The organism is uncultured Methanobrevibacter sp. (assembly GCF_937906425.1).
Lineage (GTDB): Archaea > Methanobacteriota > Methanobacteria > Methanobacteriales > Methanobacteriaceae > Methanobrevibacter.
Genome location: NZ_CALCYR010000279.1, coordinates 1 through 24,125, shown reverse-complemented (window position 1 = coordinate 24,125; position 24,125 = coordinate 1). Strand labels below are relative to the sequence as shown.

The window sequence follows — 24,125 nt, the reverse complement described above, 5'->3', positions numbered from 1 at the left end:
GTTGATGATTAGCATGTTTTTTTACTTGATGATTAATTTTTTTAAATTCCATAAATTGTTTAATTCATGATTTAAAGCATTTTAATGAAAAATAAAAAAATGATCTTGGTTGATGATTGCTGTTTTGTTTGAAAAAATTAACAAGTATAAATTTTTATACTTCATTTGATAAGTATAAATATTTATACCTCCTTTGATAAGTATAATTTTTTATACTAAATAATAAAGTATAATTTAATATACTAGTATAAATAAATAAACTAATAGGTGAATTAAATGAATTCAAAACCATTATTTTTACACAATAATTTAGATGAATATTTCTACAACAGAAAAGAGGATATCAAAAAACTCAAATACCAAATAGATTCCCTAAATTACTCCTTGCCCCAACAGATATTATTAACCGGATACAGAGGAGTAGGAAAAACATATCTTCTAAAAAAAATAATGACGGAAGTAGAACCCAATATAATCTGCACATATATTGATATCGCACAAGTTTATGCACGAACAAAGGAAAAATTAACAATAGAGACAGTACTTATCGAACTATTAAAAGAAATGAATCAAAGCATACAAGCAAATAACTACAAAAATAAGTACAAAGCAAAAATAACTGAATTAATTAATAATCTAAAACTCAAAAAATATGATTTCCATGAGATAAGCACCATACTGGATATGCCCATACCTAAAACTGAAACCAGCTACGGAAAATTAAGTCAATTCGTAATGGAGTTTCCACAAAAAATAGTGGATGAACTGGATGAATTAAATGGATTTGTAATAATCATAGATGAATTCCAAATGTTAAGAAAAATAAATCATCTTGACAAATTCTTTTGGCTAATTCGAAGTTACAGCCAAACGCAACATAATGTGAGCTACATATTTACAGGATCAATATCAAGAAGTTCCAATATTATAAACGAATTAAATGGTGAAAGTGGAGCATTTGGTGGAAGATTACAACAAATAACAATTAATCCATTCACTAAAGAGGAAACAAAAGCATATTTTAAAGATAAAATGAGTGAAATAAAATTCACTGAAGAAGGATTCGAAAGATTTTACAAATGCACAAGAGGAATACCATTATACATAAACAGTTTTTACAATGTAATGGACAGCAATCAAATATACACGCCAGAAATAGTTAAAAAAACATTTTTCACAAACATGGAACAAATCCTAATAATGTGGATAAAAATTTGGAGCAGCTTAAACAACAACGAAAAAATCATAGTCGAAGAATTGGTTGAAGAAGATTCACTAAGCTGGAGCGAATTACTAAATAAGACAAATATTTCAAGAGGAACATTTAATAAATATCTGACAGGCCTCAAAGATAAAGGAATAATAAGTTACAGAAACCACAAATATTCAATCGAAGATGAAATGCTTAAAACATGGTTAAACTATGAAAAAGAAGTATATGGAATTTATCCATTATAAATCCCCCATCTTATTTGGATTCAAAATGAGTCAAACCAAAACACAAAAACGATCAAATTAACAAACTTATCACAATTAGGATTTTTTATATTCTATTTTCACCCTACCTAATGTTCATAAACTGCAATTTATAGTCCTACTGACATGACTATAAAAAGAGAATATATGTTATATATTATGTTGAATTGTTTTTTTTCAGACACTTGAGTATTTAACTGCCATTAAAGTTATTAAGCAATCTAAATCATAATGTCAAGACCATATGATTCTCAAACACATGCATTGTGTAAAAAAAATGGGAGAAGTGTATAATTATACTTCATCCCCACATAGAAAATCAATTATGTTTATATGTTTAACGCCCTCTTTTGAAAAGTCATGATTTTCAGTTGTTATCAATATTGATTCAAATTTATCAGGTATTCTCAATAATGGTGTGATTTCACGGTTTAATGTCTTTTCGTTTGTTAACCTGTAAGAAACTTGAATATACTTGTATTTTCCAGATTTTTCACATACAAAGTCCACTTCAGTATTGTCGGGATTTCTTCCGATATTAATCTTGTATCCTCTTCTCAAAAGCTCCACATAAACGATATTTTCAAGGATTTTAGTAACATTCAACATGTTGTCTTCTATCAGTGCATGGTGAAATCCATGATCTGTCAAGTAGTACTTCCCAAGTATTTTCATTTCTTTTCTTCCTTTAAGCTGGAAGCATTTACATTTGGAAATGAAAAATGACTGATTTAAATATTGATTGTATTTAAGCAATGTGTCCTGGGAAGTATATATGTTGTTGCTTTTCAAATAGTTCTTTATGCTTTTGGATGAAAATATTTCACCAGTGCTGCTAATCATATATCTTACAAAGCGTTGCAGCAAGTCAATGTTGTTTATCTTAAATCTAGAAACAACATCTTCAAACAATATGGAATTATAAATGTCTTTCAAGGCCAATTTTTTAAATTCATCACTGCCCAATGACAAGATACCAGGCATGCCTCCAAAGTTAAAGTAATCATCATACAGTTCACTAATTGTGTCTTTTGTTAATTCCATTCCTTCTATTTCATTTTTATACTGCAGAAATTCCTTGAATGAAAATGGATAAACATTGATTGTGAGATATCTTCCTGTCAGAAGTGTTGCAAGCTCACCTGACAGTAATTTTGAATTTGAACCTGTAATGTAAATGTCGCAGTCAATTGAAACCCTATAACTGTTAATAGATTTTTCCCAACCTTTAACCTGTTGGATTTCATCAAAAAATAGATATGCTTTTCCTTCAAGGTTTTCTGTTTTGCTGTAAACAAGTTCATCCAATTGTTCACAATTATCAATATGAGAGTATTCCCGTGATTCAAAGGAAATGAATATTATGTTTTCATCCTTTACTCCCATTGATTTGATTTCATCAATAATGTTATACATTAAACTGGTCTTGCCAGACCTTCTAATTCCAATGTAAACCTTAACAAAATCAGAGTTAATATAATCCTTTAATTTATCAACATAATCGCCACGTTTGATTAATTTATTCATCATAAATTTTCACCCCATTTATATTTTACTATAAAAAAACATTTGTATAAAAGAAAAATATTTAAAAATTAAAAAAAATTCAATCTACAAAAGAAAAATTTTTAAAAATTAAAAAAAATTCCTCCTATAAAAAAAAATTGCTTAATTAAATATTGATAAAAAAAATATATAATACTTTCGCTAACAAGCAAATTATTTCAGCAAAATTTAACACTAAAATTTAATCAGCAATATTTATTAAAAATAATGTTAATTCCAAAATAAACAAATCTAAAAAAACAATATCAAATTTACACTAGGAAAATAGCCAAAAAATTGAATATATTTTACTATTGATTTGATTTTGAAAAATAAATCATAAACTTACTAATGTGGTTGATGATTAGCATGTTCTTTTACTTGATGATTAATTTTTTTAAATTTCTTAAATTGCTTATTTTATGATTTAAAGCATTTTAATGAAAAATAAAAAAATGATCTTGGTTGATGATTATGGTTGATGATTAGGGCTCGAAGGCATATAAATTGTAATTTATATGTTCAAATTTTGTCTTTTTTGTTAAATTTTGACTATAAGTAAAACTTATATACTTTTCTTATAAAATATTATATAAATGTTTTTTAGGACTTTAAAAGGATTTTAATAATTTGCATATAATTAATTTTTTTTTAAAGAATAATTGAATTCTATTTTTAATAAAGCATTATTTTTATAATTTATTTTTATTTTTGATTGAGGATTAAATATGTATTTAACTAAAGAAGAAGAAAAGATGGCTAATGGGGAATATGGAGAAACCATTAGAAAAAGCATGGATATTCTAATTGCATTGGGAGACATTTATGGTGCGGAGAAATTTGTTGACATTAAGTCTGCACAGGTTTCAGGAGTCTCATATAAGACAATAGGTCAAGCAGGGCTTGAATATCTTGAGGACTTGGCAAAAGGTGCTGAAATCATTTATGATGAAAATGGCATTATCTCTGACATGAGTGGAATTGCTACAATATCAGCTACCCTAAATCCTGCCGGAACAGATCTTGATAATTGGGAGGATTTTGGTTTTCCGGAAGATTTTGCAAAAAAACAGGTGGATATCTGTAATGCGTATGCTGCATTGGGAATAAGTACAACATGTACCTGCACCCCATATCTTATCGGAAATGTTCCTAGATTTAAAGATCATGTTTCATGGTCTGAATCTTCTGCAGTTGCTTATGTAAATTCTGTTATTGGCGCTAGAACAAATCGTGAAGGAGGTCCTGGTGCTCTTGCTGCAGCTATTGTTGGAAAGACTCCATTATATGGTTTCCATCATGATGAAAACCGTAAGGCCAATCTTCTTGTTGAACTTGATACAAAGCTTGAAAGGGCTGATTTCGGTGCATTAGGTTATGCAATAGGTCAGATTGTTAAGGATGGAGTTCCTTATTTTAAGCTTCAAAACAAGGCTTATGAGGTAGGAAATTCTAATCTTAAGGCATTGGGAGCTGCACTTGCATCCTCTGGTGCTGTTGCATTGTATCATGTTGAAGATATCACTCCTGAATATAATGGTGCTGACAGTGAGATTGAGGACAGTGTTACAATATCTGCAGAGGATATTTTAAACACTCGTGAAAAGCTTTCAACAGCAGATGGCTATGCAGATTTGGTCTGTTTAGGTTGTCCACATGCTTCATTGGAGGAAATCAAGGAAGTTGCTGAAGTTGTTAAGGGCAAGAAAATTAAAAATGAGCTTTGGGTCTGCACTTCAATCAATGTAAAGGCTGCAGCAGATAGAATGGGTTATCTAAAGACCATTGAAGAGGCCGGAGGAAAAATCTGTTGTGACACATGTATGGTTGTTGCCCCTATTGAACAGATGGGTTATGAAGTAATTGGAGTTAATTCAGCAAAGGCAGCTAATTATGTTCCTTCCATGTGCGGTTTAAAAGTCATTTACAATGATATAGAACATTTATTGGACTTTGAATAGCTTTTTAAATTATTTTTAATTTTTTTCTTCTTTAAAATTTTTATTTTATTAATTTTTTCTTTAAATTTTTATTATTTTATTTCTTTTTTTAAGTTTATATGAATTTTTATAATTTTTTTATTATTTTATTTCTTTTTTGTACTTTAATTTGAATTTTCCCTTGTTTTTAGGAGTTTTTTATTTTTTAACTTTATTTGCCTTTATTGATTTTTTTTATATTTTTTTAGGATTTTTTTTAAAAAAGTAATCTTTTATTTACAGAAATTTTTATATGTTATATTAACCTAATTAACTATTGGACGATGTTGTCCTCATCGTTCCCTTAAATAATTTTTAATTAAATTATTTGGGGTTTTATTCCTATTAAGGAATATTCTTTAGTAAACTTAAAAAATTAAATGTGTACAACTCGGTTGTACTTTAAGGAATAGTGATTGTTTTATCCTTTACAATCACTATTTTAACACTTTTTTTATTCTATTTTAAGAGATTTTCTTGTTTTTAATTTATTTTTTTCTTTCTGTTTTTCTTAATTTTCAAACAATTCTTTTATATTACCCAATCACAACTAATTTTTTAATAAAATTTAAATTATATAAAATTAATAAATATAATCATATAAATCTTTATTTAATAAAAAGAATTGTCTTTATTTAATAAAAAGAATGTCTTTATTTTATTAAATGAATTTTCTTTATTTTATTAAAAGAATTGTCTTTATTTAAAAAAATTATTTCACTATTTACAAAAGGAGTGTATATATGAATTGTATTGTTGTAGGAGCAGGAAATGCAGGTCGTCCTGTTGCAAGATTATTAAACTATGCAGGTCACAAAGTTAAGATAACAGATCCAAAGAATTTAGAGGATTTCCATATGGATGTTCAAAAAACATTAAGACTTATGGAAAGTGAAGGAGTGGAACTTGACTTAGGCGTATTCAAACCAACTCTTGATGGAATTGATACTGTTTATTTATCTCCAACTGTACCTGAAAACTCTCCAGCTTATAAAATCATTAAGGAAGCCAATCTTGACGTATTTACCAATGAGGATTTTGGACGTCTTGCAGACAGCTTCATTGACATTGACATTATAGGAATTACTGGAAGTGTAGGTAAGACCAGTACCACACATATGGTAACTGAAATATTCAGAACTGCAGGTTATCAGGTTTGGATATGTTCATCAATGACTCAAAACCTTGTAAGTGAGGTTATTGTTGATGGTATCATTAAGGGAATTCCTGAAAAATCAGACATTGCAGTATTGGAACTTCCTCACGGTACTGCAGGTTTAATGGGAGAACTTCAACTTAAGGTAGGTGCTCTTTTAAACATCTATGAAGAACATTTGTCTGAATTTGGAGGGTCAATGGAAAGATACACTCAAAGAAAAATGTTTATTGCAAAAAATAGTGAAAACTTCATTACAAGCATTCATTGTAAGGATACAGTAAAGGATGCAAGACCTGATGCAATCTTTTATGCAATGGTAAAGGATTTACCTAATTATGATGAATCTAAAAAATCAAGTTATTTTGACAAGATTGCCAATTTTGAGGAGATAGCAATTGGTGAAGGTCAAGTATGTAACTTTATTGGAGACAGTGCAAAGGGAGCTATTGACATTGGCTATAAGTTCAGAAACAAGGCTGATGAACTTAAGAAAGGCAGTTTCGAATCTGAATTCCATATGATGAGTTACTATTATGAAAATGCAGTTGCAGCCTGTGCCATTTCAATGGCTTATGGATTAAGCGTTGAAATAATCAAGCAGGGACTTGCTAATTTCAAGGGCCTTTCAGTTCACATGGAATATATTGGAGACTATAATGGCAGAGAGGTCTATATTGATGCATCCTATTTGATTGAAGGAATTACTGCAGCCCTTGACTTTTTGGGAGACAGGTCTCTTGTATTGCTCTTGGATAACTTTGACACCTCAACCTATAGGGACAAGAAGGAAACAGGTAAGCTTATGGGTAAATATGCTGATGTTATGGTTGCAACAGGATTCAATGAGGTTTATCAAAGGGTTGACCTTGAACCTGCACAGGAATTGCTTGACGCTGCTGTAGATTCAAAGGCAGTTAAGGTAATTGCAGGAACTATGGAAGAGGGAGCAGAACTTGCAATCAAATACTCAAAGCCTGGTGACACCATATTGCACTTGGGACCTCAATTGATGCAGGATCCTGAAGGAATTATGGAAAAGATAGTCAACGGACTGGAAGAGGGATGCAAGAAATATGAATAGGATTTTTAGCTTTATTTAATCTATTTTTCTTTTATTGCTCTTTTTTAACTTTATAATTTTATTTTTACTATTTTTATATTATTTTTATTTTTTAACTCTTGGGAAGGTGTAAAAGTGCAAAGTCTAGAGCTTTCAGGCATGTCTGATGAGGAATTGAAAAGTCTTCCTTTGGAAGGTAAGACCTTTGGCGTAATTGGAGTATGTGGAGTTGTTGGAAACTTGGTTGCACGTATTCTTATGGATAACGGATATTCTGTAGTAGGTACAGACATATCATCTCGCCAAGATTGCAGATTTCATTCCTCCTTTAAGGATTATGATATTGAAATATTCTTTGGAGGTCATCCTGAAGAGTTTTTTAAAAGGATAGACTATATTGTACCTCCTCCAAGCATGAATGACAATGCTAAAGTTTTAAAGCTTGCAAGTCAGCATAATATTGACATTATACATCTTGGTGATATTTTCAGGCTCTTCAAGCCAAACAAGCCAGTTCTCTGCATTAGCGGAACCAATGGCAAAACCACTACAACAACTCTTTTAAAGCATATTGCCTATACTGCAGGAATCAATCCATCTGAACATAATCTTGAAGGAATGCAGGGGAATAATGAATTCATACCTTCACTCCAGACAAGACTTCACGGTGATGTCGCCATTTTGGAAACAGGTACTGATGGGGCTCCAGGAGGCCTTAAGTCTGTAATTGACCTTACCCATCCAGATTATGCAATATTAACCAATATAACCATTGACCATTTGGTGGATCCTGATGCTCATGGAAATGAAAATTCTATTGTAGACAATGAAAATTCTATTGTAGAAAATGCTGATGATGATTTGGATACTAATGTATCACATGTTGATAGAGGATTTTTAGAATATGCTAGAGTTAAAGGGGAACTTGCAGAAGGTATTGAAGAGAATCAGGGAACTTTGATTTTTAATAGTGATGATCCTACAATAATTGGCCTTTTGGACAAAATAAATTATACAGGAGAAAAAATCACTTTCGGCATTGAACTTAATGAAAACTATGAAAGTGATAATTCCAATGTGGGCAGTGTTTATGGTGATGAGCTTTCATCTGAAGACATATGTCCAAATGATAAAGACCATCATGAATTTATACACAGAAAGCCATGTTGGTGCGGTAGGGAGATAAAAATCAATGAAACCATATCAGGCAGTGGCTACTATGAATGTGAATGCGGAATCGGATATGAAAAGCCGGATTATATTGCATATGACATTGACCTTAAAAATAGGGAATTCAGCCTTAAGTCTGATGATGATGATGAATGCCGCTTTAAATTAAGTCTTGATGGACTTCATAATGTTTATAATGCACTCGGTGCAATAATTGCTGCAAAAATCTTTTTAGGATTGTCAAATGAGGAAATTCAAAAGGGTCTTTCCAGCTTTAAGGGTGTTGACGGCCGTATGGATATTGTAGGTTCAGTTGATGGCAAGACAATCATGGTTGATTATGCCCATAATCCTGCAGGTGTTGAGACCATATTGCATGAGATTTCCAAGTTGTATGATAAGACTGCAGTTGTAATTACTGTAAGTTCAGAATCAGGAATTGAAGGAGATTTAGACATATTGGATTCAGCTTTAGGCAATGTTGATTATATAGTGCCTGCATCCCATGACTCCAGATATGCTGTTGATAGGCTTATTGAGGCAAGTTATGACAATAGGCAGGAAGAGCTTAATCTCTCAGGAGAATATTCAATTGAGCAACTTGAGAAAACCTTCATTTTAGGTGATGATAATATTGAGCAGATGTCAGTAAAGACTCTTGGCGCAAGTCAGGATCAGGTGATTGAGGGTCTTCTTAAAGCATTGGATCTTGATTGTGATATAGTTTTAATTATTGGTGAGGCTGCATTTAAGTTCAAATCAGCAATCATTGACTTTTGCAATGGTTTAGATTGAGTATTGTCCCCTATTCTTTTTTTATTTCATGTTTTTCATTAATTTTATTTTATACTTTTCATTGGTTTTGTTTTATGTTTTTCATTAGTTTTATTTTATGCTTTTCATTGGTTTTGTTTTATTTTTTTAAAAAACAATTAATATTGTTAAATAAGTATTAACTTACCCCAAACTCATTAAATTACAAATTATGTTATTTAAATATTGCCCTCCAAATTGAATCCAAAATTTCTTAATTATTGCACTCGCAAAAAAGACCCGCAAAAGTTTAAATAAAAATGGTATCTGAAAAAATAAGGCCAATTCATTGTTTACCATATAAAACTATACATAAATTTCTCTGATAATTTTGCTTATTTTTTACTATATTAACATAATTTTACAATTTCATGCGAATATTGACTTTAAAATTTAGAAAATCTTTATATGAGATTATATACAGATTATTTTTTAATAAAAGAAAAAATGCAATAAAAAAATATGTGCAAATGGAATAAAAAACATATTTTACAAGGGCATTATAAGAGATTGCGATGGTGTGCAATAATGAATTATATATACATTGATGAATCAGGAGACTTAGGGAATGATTCTAATTATTTAATCATGGGGGCCATAATAACAAATGACAAAGACAAGCTTGATAGGATAATAAAAAAAGCCAGAAGAAATTATAAACGGGAATTAGGCAATTCCACGGAAATAAAAGGAACAAAAACCCGGAGCAAGATTAAGAAAAAAATTCTAAAGGAGCTGAATAAAATCGATTATCAGTCAGTTATAATTGTTTTTGATAAGAAACACAAATATAAAATTAATTATCATCATAATAACAACTTATTATACAATATCATAGCTTCAAAGCTTGCTCTAAAACTACCTATCACAAACAAGACCTCCATAATAATAGATAAGTCAAAAAATAAAGAAAACATCGGCAAGAGTTCAATGACTTATTTTTAAACAATTTAAATAATCCCAAAAACCATCTGGTAACTATCAGGCACGAAGATTCAAAAAGAGAAAAAGGACTTCAAATAGCTGATCTCTTATCCTGGTCAGCATATCAAAGCATTGAACATGAAAATGATGAATTTATAAAATTAATCAAGAATAAAACTATAAAAAAAGTATGAAGATTGAAGAACCCCAATGCCGAAATAATGTCGCCTCCCGTGGAGACGAAGCTTAGAGGGGCTGAACTTCAATTGAAGTTTTTACCTCCTACATCTTTCAATTAAATATTTATGCATAATCCATATTTAAACCTTTGCATATGAATTTATTTTAATTTATCATATAAAACTATACATGAATTTTCTCCCCTAATTTATCTTATTTTTAACGATGGAAAATCTAAAAGAGCCTTGCAGAGCAACTTAAAAATTATATAAGAAAATAGGATTTTCTGGGCAATGCAAATTAATAAAAAGATACATCCATAGTAATAATAACCTCAATATTTATATATCTTCATCCTTTAAAAAGCCGATTACATTCATGTGGATTATTCCATTTCTTGAGTAATCCCAATTGTCGAGTGTCAATATGTACTTGGGGTAGTTGTCATTGATTTTTTCCAAACTTTTAAACTCCCTGTTTCTTGTATCTTCATCCAGTATGCTTTCAGATACCTGGATGTATATTGTCTTATTCGGTTTTCGACAAACAAAATCAACTTCAAGTCCATCAATGCTTCCGATGCTAATCTTGTAATTTCTTCTTAGAAGCTCCAAGAAAACAATGTTTTCTAAAATTCTGCCTCTTGACTTATTGAATCCTGTTTGGATTTCATAAAATCCTGAATCAATGCAGTAGTACTTTTCATTTGTTGTGAAGATTTTTTTGGTTTTTATTTCCTCTCTTCTGGATTTAATCAATATATAAGCATCTTCAATCTGTCTTAGATAATTGCTGATTGTATTTGTTGAAACCGAGATGCCTTCATGTTTCAAGTAATTTCGAATGGAATTTACTGAAAAATTCCCTCCGGTATTCACTATCATATATTTAATCAGTCTCTCTAAAAATACAACATCCCTAATCTTGTTTCTTGAGATGATGTCCTTCAATACAATTGCTGAAAAAATATCATTGAGATAATCGATTTTTTCCTCTTCATTGAAATTCAGAGTTCTAGGAAGTCCTCCGTATTTCATGTATTCATTGAATATCCTCATCTCATCATCTGCACTTATCTCTCCGCCTTTCATTTTATGATAATCCAGGACTTCATTGAAGGAAAAAGGAAAGATCTCTATTTTAACATATCGTCCTGAGAGGAGTGTTGCAAGCTCGCCGGATAATATCTGTGAATTTGACCCGGTTATGTATATGTCTGCATCCAAGTCTATCCTGTATGCATTGATGCTTTTCTGCCAGTCCTGAACAAGTTGAATTTCATCAAAGAACAAGTAGATCTTACCTTCGATCTTTTCCGCTTCTTTAAAAACCAGTTCATTTAAGTCCTCATGTGTTTTAATCTTATCGTATCTTGCTGATTCCAAAGGAAGATATATTATATTGCTGTCACTAAGGCCTCTTTGCTTAAGCTCATTTATTATCTGCTTTAAAAAATAGGTTTTGCCGGATCTCCTAAGGCCTGTGATAACTTTTATCTCTTCTTCATCAATGAATTTGCGAATTTTTTTCAAATAGCTTTCACGGATTATCATAATGATATGTAATTTGTTATTCATCAAATAAATACTTTGCTTTTTAAATAGTATACTGATAAAAAACATAAAAATTACAAAAAATTATCATTATACAATTTAAAGACAAATAAAAAGAAAAATGAAAAAATAGTAAAAATTGTGGATCGTCCTCCTTTTCTTTTTTGAAGGAAAATCTGTTTTTTTAATATTTTTTTTAATGTTTTCTTTTTTGAAGGATAATCTGTTTTTTTAATATTTTTTTTAATGTTTTCTTTTTTGAAGGAAAATCTGTTTTTTTATTTTTTTTAATGTTTTTACTTTATTTTCGTCTTTTATTATTAAAATAACTAATTTAATACTCTTTAAAATTCATAATACTTATAATGATATTTTTGATTATTTATTGTGTCAGGTTCCATTAAATAATTTCTGTTAAATTTAATTATTTTATTGGATATGTTCGATTTTAAAGAACTTGTTCAATTTAATAAAACTTTAATTTATATTCTATAAAATAATATTTGTTCGATTTAATAGAATAAGTCCAATAACAAAAAACATATTAATATGATTAAATAAAAGGAAGTGTTTAGCATGAAAATAATGCCTGTTTCAATGCCAAAGGATATTGACAAAACTTTTTTAATAGAACAAAAGACATTAACATGATTGAAATACAGTTATCCACAGTAAAATTAGATATTCCTCCACAACTGTTAATAATTGGGTATCGCGGTGTTGGTAAAACATTTTTACTTAGAAAAGTATTAAATGACCAAAATAGTGATGTTCTAACCACATTTATTGATATATCAGAAATTATGGGAAGGCAAAAAGGAAATCTTTCAGAAGAAGAAGTTTTAAAAGCACTTCTAAATGCAATTGATAAAACAATTTCAAAGGATAAGAAATATTACAAAAAGGGGTGGGGAAAATTGCATCAGCTCTTAAAAACTTAGAGTTGAAAAATTATGATTTTTCAGATAATGTAAATGTATTAAACATTCCTGTTCCAGTAATTTCAGACAATTATGACAAATTATTAAAGTTCACAATGGAATTGCCTCAAAAGATAGTTGACTCATCAGATGAAATAAGCGGATATATAATTGTCATCGATGAATTTCAATTGCTTAAAAATCTTGAAGACCCTGAATCATTCTTTTGGCTAATAAGAAGTTTCACACAAAAACAGTTCAATGTAGCTTATGTTTTCACAGGTTCAGTTTCAAAAACAGCAGATATGATAAACATGATTAACGGTCAGGAAGGAGCATTTGGAGGAAGATTGATACAAATATATGTGGAACCATTTACTTTTGATGAAACAAAAAGATACATTGATGAAAAGTCAAACAATTTAAAATCTTTTGATGAAACAAAAAGATACATTGATGAAAAGTCAAACAATTTAAAATTCACAGAAGAAGGATTTAAAAGATTTTATAGTTGTACACGTGGAATTCCATTATATATCAATAGTTTATCCTCAATATTGCCCAATAATGTAGTTTGTGATGATTTCATTATATACGTTTAATGAAAATATAGTTTCAATTTGAAATGGTTTCAAATAGAAACTATTATATATTACTATTTTTATAATATGATTTGGAGGGGATTAATATCAACTACGATTTATCTTCAAAAGATTTTTTTGGTGCAATGTTATTTTTGGTAAATAAAAATTATTTAATTTATCTGAATCAAAAATTTGAAAAATTTGAATTCAATGCCATTCAGGCATTCATGTTACTAAAACTTTCTGAAAATCCGGATTTTTCCCAAAAGCAGTTGGGTGAATATTTATCATTATCCAAGGGTAGTGTTGCTAAATACTTAACTAATCTGGAAGAAAATGATTACATTAAACGTGAACGATTTGAGAATAACAAACGCAAATATAAATTGATTCTTGAAGAAAAATCATTGGAAATACTTCCAGAACTCAAAGCAATATCTAAAAAATGGGAATTGGAGACTGGATTAGAAAATTTTGGTCCTGATTTTTTCAATGATTTTAAACAATTGCTTGAAAGCAGTGAAGATATTTTAAAAAAAGAGGATGATTAAATGGAGTCAAAAAATATAGTCTTGATTATCTGTGCAATATTGTCATTTTTCACTGTGTTTGCATTCAATGCGGTTATGATTGCGGTTCCGTCAATTGCTGCAGAGTATGGAATGAACAACATTGTTCAAAATTGGGTTACAATTATATTCTTATTGATTGTCGCAGCTATTTCAGTACCTGCAGGTCAAGTTTCAGGAAAATATGGTCTTAAAAAAGTTTCAATCATTAGCATAATATTTTTCATAATAATTTCAATAGCCAATCTTCTTGTCACCACTTCTGAAATGTTCCTTGTTTGCCGTTTGCTTATGGGCGTTTCCATTGCATTTTTGAATGTTACATCCATGGCAATGGTCGTATCTGCATTTGAGCCTCATGAAAGGGGAAAAGCGATTGGTATCAATATCACTGGTGTTTACCTTGGTTTATCACTTTCGCCGGTTATTGCCGGAATTCTCGATTTCCAATTAGGATGGAGGTCTATAGTGCTCTTTTCAATTCCATTCATGGTATTGCTTTTGGCAATGCTTTATAAAGTCAAAGATGAATGGATTACCTTTGAAGGCTTGCCACTGGACATTAAGGGGTCATTAGTTTATATTGTAGGAATATTGCTATTCATTTATGGATTTACAAGACTCAATGAACCAATCGGAGTGATTTTAACTCTTATCGGCATTGCTGTGCTTGCATTGTTTGCATATATTGAAATCAGATCAGATTATCCTGTATTTGATGTAAGATTCTTTAAAAACTCAAAATTCCTATCTTCAAACTTTGCGGCATTGTGTGCTTATTTGGCCACATTTGCGGTCACCACTATCCTAAATTATCACCTTCAATACATCAAGGGATATGATTCACAGATGTCAGGAATGATACTGATTGTCGCACCACTGTTTCAGGTTGTTCTGGCACCTCTTGCAGGCAGGTGGTCCGATAAGGTCAATCCTCAAATATTGTCCGCAGTCGGTATGGGTCTTGGTACAATTTCACTGTTACTGTTCTCACTTTTGGATGCAGACACCTCCCTGATATTTTTAATCCTATCCATGGTATTCTATGGTGTTGGATTTGGACTTTTCTCATCTCCAAACACCAATGTCATTATGAGTTCAGTGCCTCCGCAGGCAACACCGGTAGCGTCAGCATCAGTATCAACAGTAAGGGTGGTCGGTCAAACCATGAGTATGGGAATCCTGACGCTTGTATTTGCCTTTGTAATGGGCAATGTGCCGATGACTGAGCAATACTTCCCTCAGTTAATAGCAAGCTCACAGATAACCTGTATAATTTGTGTCGTTTTGTGCATTGCATCTGTATTCGCATCACTTGTAGGAATTAAAGCAAAAGGAATAGGTGATTAAATGAAAAATGTCATAATTACTGGAGGAAATTCAGGGTTGGGATATGAAACCGCCTGGAAACTTGCCAATTCATCAGATGATTTTAATCTTATTTTAGCATGCAGAAACCTCCAAAAAGCGGAGATTGCTCGTGATAGAATAATTGGGGAAACTGGAAATCCTAATGTGGATGTGGGGCAGCTGGACGTGTCTAGTTTAAGTTCAGTTAGAAATTTTACAGAAAATCTGGAGTATGATGAAATCTATGCTCTATTATGCAATGCCGGAATCAGCGGAGAATCTACAGGCTTGAGTGAAGATGGAGTGGATATCGTTTTTGCAACAAACCATTTAGGACATTTTCTACTCACTGATCTCTTACTTGACAAAATTACAGATAGGATATTTGTTACAAGCAGTGATATGCATGATCCGCCAAGGGGAATTGATTGGATTGGGGCTCAAAAACTCGCATATCCTGATGAAAAATTGGCAAAAAGCCCAGTACGTTATTCATATTCAAAACTGTGCAATTTATATTTTGTTTATGAATTGGCCAAAAAAACTGACATATCAGTCAATGCATTTAACCCAGGATTAATGAAAACAAATCTGATGAAAATAAATAGATTTTCAATCGAATTTGTAAAGCGCAGTATGCCTGAGAGATTGGGTGATTTAAAAACCTCATCTGATGCATATGCAAAATTAGTTATTGAAACTGATTTATCTGAAAGTGGATGTTACTTTGACAGAAGTACAAATACTAAAAAGACTTCAGATTTATCGTATAATGATTATAATTCAAATGAATTATGGGATTTAAGTGAAAAAATTCTTAGAAGATGATAATATGGACATGTTTGACTTAAGTGGAAAAAATGCACTTGTTGTGGGTCCATCTTCAGGACTTGGAAAGCAATTTGCAAAAGCTCTTGCAAGATTCGGAGCAAATGTTGCAATTTCAGCAAGAAGAGTGGAAAAACTAGAAGAACTAAAAAAAGAAAATTGAAGAAATTGGCGTTGAATGCATTGCAGTTCCATGTGATGTAACTGATGAAAAGCATATTGAACTGTGTTGCAACAGTTAAAAATGAATTCAAAAGAATCGATATTTTGTGTAACAATGCAGGAATTGACATTTTCAATGATTTTTTTACATTCACAACAGAAATGTGGGATGCTACAATGGACACCAACATTGGCGGAATGTTTATCATGAGTCGTGAAGTTGGAAAGATTATGAAAGAACAATGTTAATTTAATGCTTATAATCTATTATAACCATTTTTTCCTTTTAAAGTATAATATTCCTCCAACTAAAATTATTAAAGATAGAACAAAAACCATTGGATATGCCCATCCAAATTCTAATTCTGGCATATACTTGAAATTCATACCATACCATCCCACAATAAGAGTCAAGGGCATGAAGATGCTTGTAACGACTGTCAAAATTGTCATGATATTATTCTGCTTGATATCAAGATGCATCTTATACAAATCCCGGATTTGCATGGTATAATCTCTGATTGATGATGCGGTTTCATACAAACGATCCAAACGATTCAGATAAATGCTGAAATATCTTATGTTTTCTTCCTTGAAGAACTTGTTTTCATTGGCTTCAAAAACCTGCCCAATATCAATCAGCTCCTCATAATGATTTCTCAAATCACGAATGTTGCTTCTTATCTCATAAACTCTATCAGATGTCAGTGAAGGGTCTTCATTAAGGATTGCCAGTTCCATTTGATCCAGTTCAAGTTCATATGATTTCAAAAGCATTAAATCATCCTTGGTTATCTGATTCAAAAAATCGTATAGGAATCTCTCAAGGCTTGGCAATCTCCATTTTTTGGCATTTTTAATATTGGATATTATTTCATTAACGTTTTCACAATCATCAATGAAGACAATCCCTTTCTCATCAAGTGCGAATGCAAATGTTGTTGGGGATTTTTCAAAATCATGTCTGTCAGGTATTGAGAATGTCCCTGTAATTGAATCGTAATTCACTTTTGCCTCGCTTGAAAGAATCTCCTCATTTAAAGGTTCGATGTCTATGCCCATATCGAAGCTGTTTTTTGTTTTCATCCATTCATCAGGGGTCAATACTGCAATGAATTGTGTTTCATTATTTTTAATACAGTTTTCGCAAGATTCCTCCAAAACATTATTAATTTGATAATACATGATATCACAATTATTTATTCTATTATTTCGCCCTTATTAATGTATGTTGAATCTAAAAATATGTAATCTTCACAGTTTCCAACAAGTGCCGTAAATGGACTTATCTCAGTATTGTTCTGAGTTAAATAATCTATGAGGAAATTTCTTAAAATCCACGGATCTTCTATTCTTAAAGAATTTAGGTTAAAAACCCTTTTCAAATATTCTGGGGAGCATTTTAGTTCATCTGCAATTCCATCAATTGTCAAATTTGTTTTTTTGAAGTTTTCCTCTAATTCGTTTTTTGTCTTTTCAATCTGTTGTTGTGTTAACATTCACATCATCTTCAGGCATTTTCTTAAGTTCATTGTATATTAAAAATATGGCTAGCAGGAAAGCTATTAAATCTGTTATTGGGCTTGCATATATTATTCCGTCAAGGCCCATGAACATAGGCAGTATGACTAGAAGGGGCAATAAAAGTATAATCTGTTTGCTTAAGGATAAAATGATTCCCTTTTTCGCATTTCCAATCGCCTGGAAAAAGTTTGAACAGGCAATTTGGACCCCGTTGATGAATACGAAAAACAGGAATATGCGCATGTATTTTACTGCAAACTCCATATAAAGTTCGTTCCCGCTTCCAAAAAGCGAAATGATCTGACTTGGAAATATCTGGAAAACTAGCCAGAATGCAACCGAAACGATTACTGCAATCTTTAAAACCAGCTTGAAGGTTTCACGAACACGACCATATAATTTTGCACCATAGCTATATCCTATTATTGGCTGGCTGCCATGGTATAATCCGATTATTATTGTTGTAAATATTACATTGATTTTAAATACGATTCCTGCAACTGCAATTGGGATATTGCTTCCGTATATGCTTGCAGCACCGTAAATGTTCAATAGGTTGTTGCTTACAATTTGGATGAGAACATTTCCAAGCTGAAAAATCAGTCCGTTCAATCCCAGTGCAAACACTGATGCGAGAATTTTCATATCAGGTATGAAATCTGTCATCTTAAGTTTTACGAATTCAAAGCGTGGAAGATATGCGATTACCATTAAAGCGGATGTGACTTGACTTGCTACAGTTGCAATAGCAGCACCGCTTATTCCCATATTCAATGGAAAAATGAGGATATAATCAAGTATTATGTTCAATATCGCTCCGACTATTACAGATGCCATTGCATATCTTGCATGCCCGTCTGATCGGATTATCTGGTTCATCCCTGAAGTCAGAATAGTAAATGGTATTCCAATAGAGGTAATTCCACTGTATATCATAGCATATTCCAACACTTCGGGAGTTGCTCCGAAAAGCAGCATCAAGGGTTTTAGAAAGATTATTACAAGGATTGCAATAACACTTCCAGTTACCAGTATTGTTGAAGCTGCTGTTCCAACGGTCTTTCTTGACGTTTCAATATTTCCCTTTCCAAGCTCTAGGCTAAATGTGGCTGATGATCCAAGACCTATTAAAAGAGCTATTGCAAGACAAATTGTTGATAGTGGAAAAGCAATGTTTGTTGCAGCGTTTCCAAGATATCCTATTCCCTGTCCGATGAATATCTGGTCGATTATATTGTATAGTGCATTGGTCAGGTTTGCAATAATTGCAGGTATTGTCAGCGTTAAAAGCAGTTTGGGGATGGGTTTGTATCCCATAGGGTTTTGTTCAGTCATTTTTCCATCTCTATGCTTTTTATTAAACTGTTTTTTAGAATGGATTTGAATTCATTGAATTCATTGTCTGTTAAAAATTCAAAAACTTCATTTTCCCATTCTTTTTGGTATTTTTTTATCTTTGTTGCACTCTCTTGTCCTTTTGGAGTTATCGTGATGATTTTTCGTCTTTTGTTTTTTTTGTCCACTTCTCTTGTAACATATCCTTTTTCTTCAATACTTTTTAAAACACGGGTGGTAAGTCCTTCACTTGTTCTAAGGGAATCGGATAATTCTTTTTGTGTGATTTTGTCATGTTCGTTTAAAACAAAAAGAAATGGGACCTCACCAGAGCTTATATTCATGTCATTTATCTTATGGTCAAGATATCCTATGTATGAACGTTTAATCATTGCAAATGTTGCAGTAATATCTAAATTGCTTTCGTCGATTTTTTTTAGCTCATCAATCACATGTGTGTAAATCATATCAACCAACTCTTTACATGTAAAGTATTGTTGTGCTTATATATAAATCTTTACATGTAAAGAGTTATTAATTTTCTTGTGAGGGATAATTATTGTTTAATATTTGCGAACAAATTGGACAATTTCTATTTGCTTATGCCACGCCAACATGAATCTGGTTAAAAAGAACCAGAACTTGCATAATCCTGATTCGTCATTCTGATTGGGGAAGTTAAAGATAGTAATCTTGTAAAGGAAGTCAATGAGCCAAGTTTCATTGATGTCCAACAAAGATTAATTTGATTTGTGCGCTTTCATATTTATTTTCATTGGTTTGAAATTTTTTTATAATTTTCACTTTAGTTTTCATTTAACTGAAAACAATATTGAATTTATTATTCTCTTTTCAATATACTGAATACTTTATATTATGCTTATGATAAATTAATAATTATAAAAATTCGTGTGATTTTAATGATTATTCAAAGAGAAGATTATATTGATAAAATCAATCCTTTTGTAAATAAACACATTATTAAAGTTTTAATAGGAACAAGACGTTCTGGCAAGTCAAGCATATTAAAACAAATTATAGATTCATTAATAAAACAGGGAATTCCTAAAGAAAATATTGTTTGGATGAATTTGTTCAAAAAATTATCGTAGTATCCATAATCAATTCAGTATGGGATTTCGAACCAGTATCACTGGATTCATATGTAGTTTATTTAAGCACTGAACCTAAATATGAGGATTTCTCAAAATATGCACGTGATTTCGAGTACATATCAATTGAAGCAGACCATCTTAAACTCATGGATAGCGATGCGGATAAAATTATTAAATACGTGAAATAATGATATGATTTGATATCATGTAAAATGATATTTTGAACATATATAAAATTGCTAATTTAATTAATTGGTGAAGTCTTCCATAGACTTCATTAGCTTCTTTTTTTTCAAATTTTCGATAAGCGGTACAGCTATTGCATGAGTCATATTGATGCACAAACTAGGTTGTTTTAAATGCTTCTAAATGGATATGTTCCATTTTTTTCATAACTATTCTTAAGCCAGTATGTGAATATGGGGTCTGTAATTTGATATTTGTCATTTGTATATTCAATTAAATCATAATCTAGAAGGCGATTTAGTGGTCGGTTTAGTGATCCGCTGGTTACTTTGAGGAAATTTGCTACTTCTATTCTTTTTTTTGGACTTTCAAGTAGTGAAATTATGATTTTTTGTTCTTGAAATGTTAATTTAGACCACATATATATGAAATGGATGGCAAGATAATCAATTGAATCCTTGAATAATTCAATGATATTATTTTCAGTTAAGCTTATGTTTTCTGGAAGATATTTTGCAAATATATTGATGTAATATGGAATTCCACGTGTACATTTGTAAAATCTTTCAAATCCAGTATCATCGAGCTGTATGTTTCTTGTCATTGATTTAATATAGTTTTCAGTGGTTTGTTTTGAAAATGCTTGAATTTCAATTGTCAGCATCCGTCCTCCAAATGCTCCTTTATTGCCATTTAAATCATTTATTAAACTATCTTTTAAGCTCATGCTTCCGCAGAATAGGTATGCAACATTTTTTTGTGTTTGGATGAAACTGCGAATATACCATAAAAATCCATTCAGCTCATCACCTAAATCTTTCATTAATTGGATTTCATCAAGGAATATAAAAACTCCTTTTAGTTTATCATTATTCTCCTCATAAATTTTTTGAGGTAATTCCATTACAAATTCTGCTAATTTTTCATAATTGTCTTCACTTTCGAATATTGGAATTGGAATTTGTTCGTAGGATAAAAGCTTATCTATTTTCAAATTTTTTGTTTTAAAATATTTTTCTATTTGCTTGTTGATTGTTTTTAAGCCAAATTCTTTGGATGATTTGATAATGGTGTCATAAATTATTTTAATTATGCTTGCTCTTGTGAGGTTTTTTTGTTGGTATGCATCGCTTCTGGATAAATCGATGTCTACAACTAAATATTCATTTTTGAACTTGTTTTTGATTTTTTTGATGAGTGCTGTTTTTCCAACCCCTCTAATGCCTGTTAGAAGTATTGTGGGTGAGGAATTGAATTCAGTGCTGATTAATAAGTTTGATAATATGTTGATTTCATCTGTTCGGTTGAAAAATTGTGTTTCGGTTAAATTTGTATCTGTTATGCTTGCAATTTCATCCATTTATTTTTCTCCTGTAATGTATTTTTCATTATATAATTTTATGTATTGTATTTTGAATTATATAATTAATTTTTCATTATATGTTGTAATATAATGTATTTTTCATTATATATAATCTTGATTATTTTTTTTAAAATTATGATTCAATTAATTATTGTATAACTTAATTTTGCTAATGGGTGTTTTATTGAATTATAATGTCTTATTTTTTTTCAAACAAATTTCACTAAAAGTAGCAGATAATTTAAAGAGTGTTATGCAAACGCCAAATGAAGCTGGTCAAAAGGAACCAAAAGTTGCATAATCCTGATTCCCCTTTGCTGATTGGGGAGCTTAAAGAGGGTGATGTTGTAAAGGAAGTCGATGAACCCAGTTTCATTGATACGCAAGATAGATTATTTTAAAATATTTCATCATGGTTAAAATTTTTCAAAAAATCGATAATATTCATGTGTTTTATACCATTTTGAGCTTGTAGGGTTCTATCCATTGATAATACATATTTTGGATAATTGTCTTTAATCATTAATAATGGTTGGAATTCTCTTTCGATTGTTTTCTCATTTTCCAGTAAATATGTAACTTGGATGTACATTTTTTTATTATTTTTTTTACATACAAAGTCTATTTCATAGTCATTTATTTTCCCTATTGTTATTTTATATCCCTGTCTTTTTAATTCGATGAATATTATGTTTTCCAATATGTGACCTATGTTTCTTTGTTTTTCCTCAAGTTGTGATTTATAAAATCCTGTGTCGAGTAAATAGTATTTTTCAGAACCTATAATCTCTTTTTTTCCGACAAGATCTTCTTTTGACGCTTTTGCAATTAAGTATGCATTTTCAAGATATTCCAAGTAGTTGTAAATTGTTGTTTTTGTAATTTTTAGTTTTTCATGTTTTAAGTATTTGTATACTGCATTTGGGGATATTAAATTTCCTGTGTTTTCAATTATGTATTTTACAATTCTATTGAACAATCCAATGTTTCTAATTTCATATCTTTCCACTATATCATTTAATATTATTGAGGAGTATATTCCATTTAACACGAGTTCTTTGTCTTGTTGGGAGGATATGGTTAGAGGTATCCCTCCATATTGTTGATATTCTTCGAAATAGTTTTCCAAATCACTATTCAGTTCATTTGTTATTAAAGGAGGGTGATTTAACTCTTTTTTGTAATCTAAAAATTCATTAAAGGAAAATGGGTACAGTTCGATATTTACATATCTTCCAGTTAATAATGTTGCAAATTCCTTGGACATTAATTTTGAGTTAGATCCTGTAATGTATATGTCTGTGTTTTCCAGTTTGTAGTAACTGTTAATACTTACTTCCCAGTCTTTTACATTCTGGATTTCATCAAAGAATAAATAAACTTTGTTTTTATGGGATTCAATGAATGGAACTACAATTTCATCTAATTGTTCTCCTGTTTTTATTTGATTGTATCTTGGTAATTCTAAATCGAGTAGTAAGATGTTTTCGTCAGTTATGCCTCTTTTTTTAAGTTCTTCTATTATTAATTTGAATAAATAGGATTTGCCGCAACGTCTCATTCCGGTTATTATTTTTATTACATCATGACCCATAAAATTGTAAATTTTTTCTAGATATAATTCTCTTTTTACCATAATTATGCCTCAATGCAATAGTTTTGTATAAAATACTATTTTCTATTATTTGTATAAATAGTTTTGTATAAAATACTTTTTTCTATTATTTGTATAAATAGTTTTGTATATAATACTATTTATTAAAACGGTTTTTTACAGTTAAATGACTCTAAAGGAATTAATTAATAATTAATTTAAAATTAACAATATATAAATCTATGTATGAACAAAAAACAATATTATAAAGGGTATAAATATAAATAAAGTTAACTCAAAATTTATTTCATTTTGAAAAAATGTAATTTATTAAAATCTTGTTATAGGAAAATATGAATATATTTTCTTAATTTAGTGTTAATCATTTTTAATTAAATCATTTTTTTCAGGAATACTTTTAAATAAACCTCTAAAATATATTGAATTCAATTTGAATTTATTTGTTGTTAAAAAGAGGGTTGGAAAAATATGAAATTCAATTTTAAAAATGCTAATCAGTGCTTTAATTTCAATTTAGAGACAAATTTTTATCAAAAAATTTATTCATTCCCGACCCTCACGATGTTGTAAAAGAGGTCAATGAGCCCAGCTATATTTATGCACAAACCAGATTATTATAATTCGTTGACTTATAATATAACAATTTTAATTTTTAAAAATTTATTAACTTACAATACTATAATTTTTTTATTATAAAATTAATATTTATATAAAT

Annotated in this window: 22 protein-coding genes; 13 read left to right on the top strand and 9 right to left on the bottom strand. The window is 30.3% G+C overall.

The window, feature by feature from the left end; all coding sequences use genetic code 11:
- Window positions 1-276: 276 nt before the first annotated feature.
- Window positions 277-1,458 carry an ATP-binding protein gene (locus Q0138_RS08245; RefSeq protein WP_297983240.1) on the top strand — a complete coding sequence of 394 codons (1,182 nt, stop codon included), beginning with the start codon at window positions 277-279 and terminating at the stop codon, window positions 1,456-1,458.
- A 312-nt stretch (window positions 1,459-1,770) separates the two neighbouring features.
- On the opposite strand, the gene Q0138_RS08240 is transcribed toward Q0138_RS08245, so the two are convergent.
- A complete protein-coding gene (locus Q0138_RS08240) occupies window positions 1,771-3,006 on the bottom strand; it encodes an ATP-binding protein (RefSeq protein WP_297983238.1) in 1,236 nt (411 codons plus the stop codon).
- 743 nt (window positions 3,007-3,749) lie between these two features.
- Here Q0138_RS08240 and Q0138_RS08235 point away from each other — a divergent pair.
- The 4 genes from Q0138_RS08235 to Q0138_RS08220 all read left to right on the top strand — a co-directional run bounded on the left by Q0138_RS08235 (window position 3,750) and on the right by Q0138_RS08220 (window position 10,147).
- Window positions 3,750-4,982: an aconitase X catalytic domain-containing protein gene (locus tag Q0138_RS08235; RefSeq protein WP_297983236.1), complete on the top strand. Its 1,233-nt coding sequence runs from the start codon at window positions 3,750-3,752 to the stop codon at window positions 4,980-4,982.
- Window positions 4,983-5,743: 761 nt separating this feature from the next.
- Complete coding sequence (locus Q0138_RS08230) at window positions 5,744-7,240, top strand: Mur ligase family protein (RefSeq protein ID WP_297983234.1); 1,497 nt, start codon at window positions 5,744-5,746, stop codon at window positions 7,238-7,240.
- A gap of 114 nt (window positions 7,241-7,354) precedes the next feature.
- Window positions 7,355-9,184 (top strand): Mur ligase family protein, encoded by a 1,830-nt coding sequence (locus Q0138_RS08225; RefSeq protein WP_297983232.1) that lies wholly within the window; start codon window positions 7,355-7,357, stop codon window positions 9,182-9,184.
- Between the two features lie 546 nt (window positions 9,185-9,730).
- Window positions 9,731-10,147 carry a DUF3800 domain-containing protein gene (locus Q0138_RS08220; protein ID WP_297983230.1) on the top strand — a complete coding sequence of 139 codons (417 nt, stop codon included), beginning with the start codon at window positions 9,731-9,733 and terminating at the stop codon, window positions 10,145-10,147.
- Between the two features lie 500 nt (window positions 10,148-10,647).
- On the opposite strand, the gene Q0138_RS08215 is transcribed toward Q0138_RS08220, so the two are convergent.
- Window positions 10,648-11,859: an ATP-binding protein gene (locus tag Q0138_RS08215; RefSeq protein WP_346662273.1), complete on the bottom strand. Its 1,212-nt coding sequence runs from the start codon at window positions 11,857-11,859 to the stop codon at window positions 10,648-10,650.
- 647 nt (window positions 11,860-12,506) lie between these two features.
- On the opposite strand from Q0138_RS08215, the gene Q0138_RS08210 reads away from it, so the two are divergent.
- The 7 genes from Q0138_RS08210 (at window position 12,507) to Q0138_RS08180 (ending at window position 16,521) form a co-directional block, all read left to right on the top strand.
- Window positions 12,507-12,800, top strand: a complete 294-nt coding sequence (locus tag Q0138_RS08210; protein WP_297983226.1) for a hypothetical protein — start codon at window positions 12,507-12,509, stop codon at window positions 12,798-12,800.
- Complete coding sequence (locus Q0138_RS08205; RefSeq protein ID WP_297983224.1) at window positions 12,767-13,381, top strand: hypothetical protein; 615 nt, start codon at window positions 12,767-12,769, stop codon at window positions 13,379-13,381. Before Q0138_RS08210 ends, Q0138_RS08205 begins: the two co-directional genes overlap by 34 nt.
- A 209-nt stretch (window positions 13,382-13,590) precedes the next feature.
- Window positions 13,591-13,914 carry a MarR family transcriptional regulator gene (locus tag Q0138_RS08200; RefSeq protein WP_297983221.1) on the top strand — a complete coding sequence of 108 codons (324 nt, stop codon included), beginning with the start codon at window positions 13,591-13,593 and terminating at the stop codon, window positions 13,912-13,914.
- Window positions 13,915-15,282, top strand: a complete 1,368-nt coding sequence (locus tag Q0138_RS08195; RefSeq protein ID WP_297983219.1) for an MFS transporter — start codon at window positions 13,915-13,917, stop codon at window positions 15,280-15,282. It abuts the gene before it with no gap.
- A complete protein-coding gene (locus Q0138_RS08190; RefSeq protein ID WP_297983217.1) occupies window positions 15,283-16,110 on the top strand; it encodes an SDR family NAD(P)-dependent oxidoreductase in 828 nt (275 codons plus the stop codon).
- Window positions 16,111-16,114: 4 nt separating this feature from the next.
- Window positions 16,115-16,273 (top strand): SDR family NAD(P)-dependent oxidoreductase, encoded by a 159-nt coding sequence (locus tag Q0138_RS08185; protein ID WP_297983215.1) that lies wholly within the window; start codon window positions 16,115-16,117, stop codon window positions 16,271-16,273.
- 44 nt (window positions 16,274-16,317) lie between these two features.
- Window positions 16,318-16,521 carry an SDR family NAD(P)-dependent oxidoreductase gene (locus Q0138_RS08180; protein WP_297983213.1) on the top strand — a complete coding sequence of 68 codons (204 nt, stop codon included), beginning with the start codon at window positions 16,318-16,320 and terminating at the stop codon, window positions 16,519-16,521.
- An 18-nt stretch (window positions 16,522-16,539) separates the two neighbouring features.
- Here Q0138_RS08180 and Q0138_RS08175 read toward each other — a convergent pair whose 3' ends face one another.
- From Q0138_RS08175 to Q0138_RS08155, 5 genes are all read right to left on the bottom strand, one after another.
- Window positions 16,540-17,457 carry a CorA family divalent cation transporter gene (locus Q0138_RS08175; protein ID WP_297983212.1) on the bottom strand — a complete coding sequence of 306 codons (918 nt, stop codon included), beginning with the start codon at window positions 17,455-17,457 and terminating at the stop codon, window positions 16,540-16,542.
- A gap of 14 nt (window positions 17,458-17,471) precedes the next feature.
- Window positions 17,472-17,771: a DUF2316 family protein gene (locus Q0138_RS08170; protein WP_297983210.1), complete on the bottom strand. Its 300-nt coding sequence runs from the start codon at window positions 17,769-17,771 to the stop codon at window positions 17,472-17,474.
- Window positions 17,749-19,131, bottom strand: coding sequence for an MATE family efflux transporter (locus tag Q0138_RS08165; RefSeq protein ID WP_297983208.1), 1,383 nt, complete (start codon window positions 19,129-19,131; stop codon window positions 17,749-17,751). The genes Q0138_RS08170 and Q0138_RS08165 overlap by 23 nt, the downstream gene beginning before the upstream one ends.
- Window positions 19,128-19,598: a MarR family transcriptional regulator gene (locus Q0138_RS08160; protein ID WP_297983206.1), complete on the bottom strand. Its 471-nt coding sequence runs from the start codon at window positions 19,596-19,598 to the stop codon at window positions 19,128-19,130. Before Q0138_RS08160 ends, Q0138_RS08165 begins: the two co-directional genes overlap by 4 nt.
- 96 nt (window positions 19,599-19,694) lie before the next feature.
- A complete protein-coding gene (locus Q0138_RS08155) occupies window positions 19,695-19,868 on the bottom strand; it encodes a hypothetical protein (protein ID WP_297983204.1) in 174 nt (57 codons plus the stop codon).
- Window positions 19,869-20,212: 344 nt separating this feature from the next.
- Between Q0138_RS08155 and Q0138_RS08150 the strand changes: the two genes are divergently transcribed.
- Window positions 20,213-20,434: a hypothetical protein gene (locus tag Q0138_RS08150; RefSeq protein WP_297983202.1), complete on the top strand. Its 222-nt coding sequence runs from the start codon at window positions 20,213-20,215 to the stop codon at window positions 20,432-20,434.
- Between the two features lie 167 nt (window positions 20,435-20,601).
- On the opposite strand, the gene Q0138_RS08145 is transcribed toward Q0138_RS08150, so the two are convergent.
- Window positions 20,602-21,792: an ATP-binding protein gene (locus Q0138_RS08145; RefSeq protein WP_297983200.1), complete on the bottom strand. Its 1,191-nt coding sequence runs from the start codon at window positions 21,790-21,792 to the stop codon at window positions 20,602-20,604.
- Window positions 21,793-22,192: 400 nt separating this feature from the next.
- The gene (locus Q0138_RS08140) at window positions 22,193-23,431 is read right to left on the bottom strand and encodes an ATP-binding protein (protein ID WP_297983198.1); all 1,239 of its coding nucleotides are present in this window, start codon (window positions 23,429-23,431) and stop codon (window positions 22,193-22,195) included.
- Window positions 23,432-24,125 lie beyond the last annotated feature (694 nt).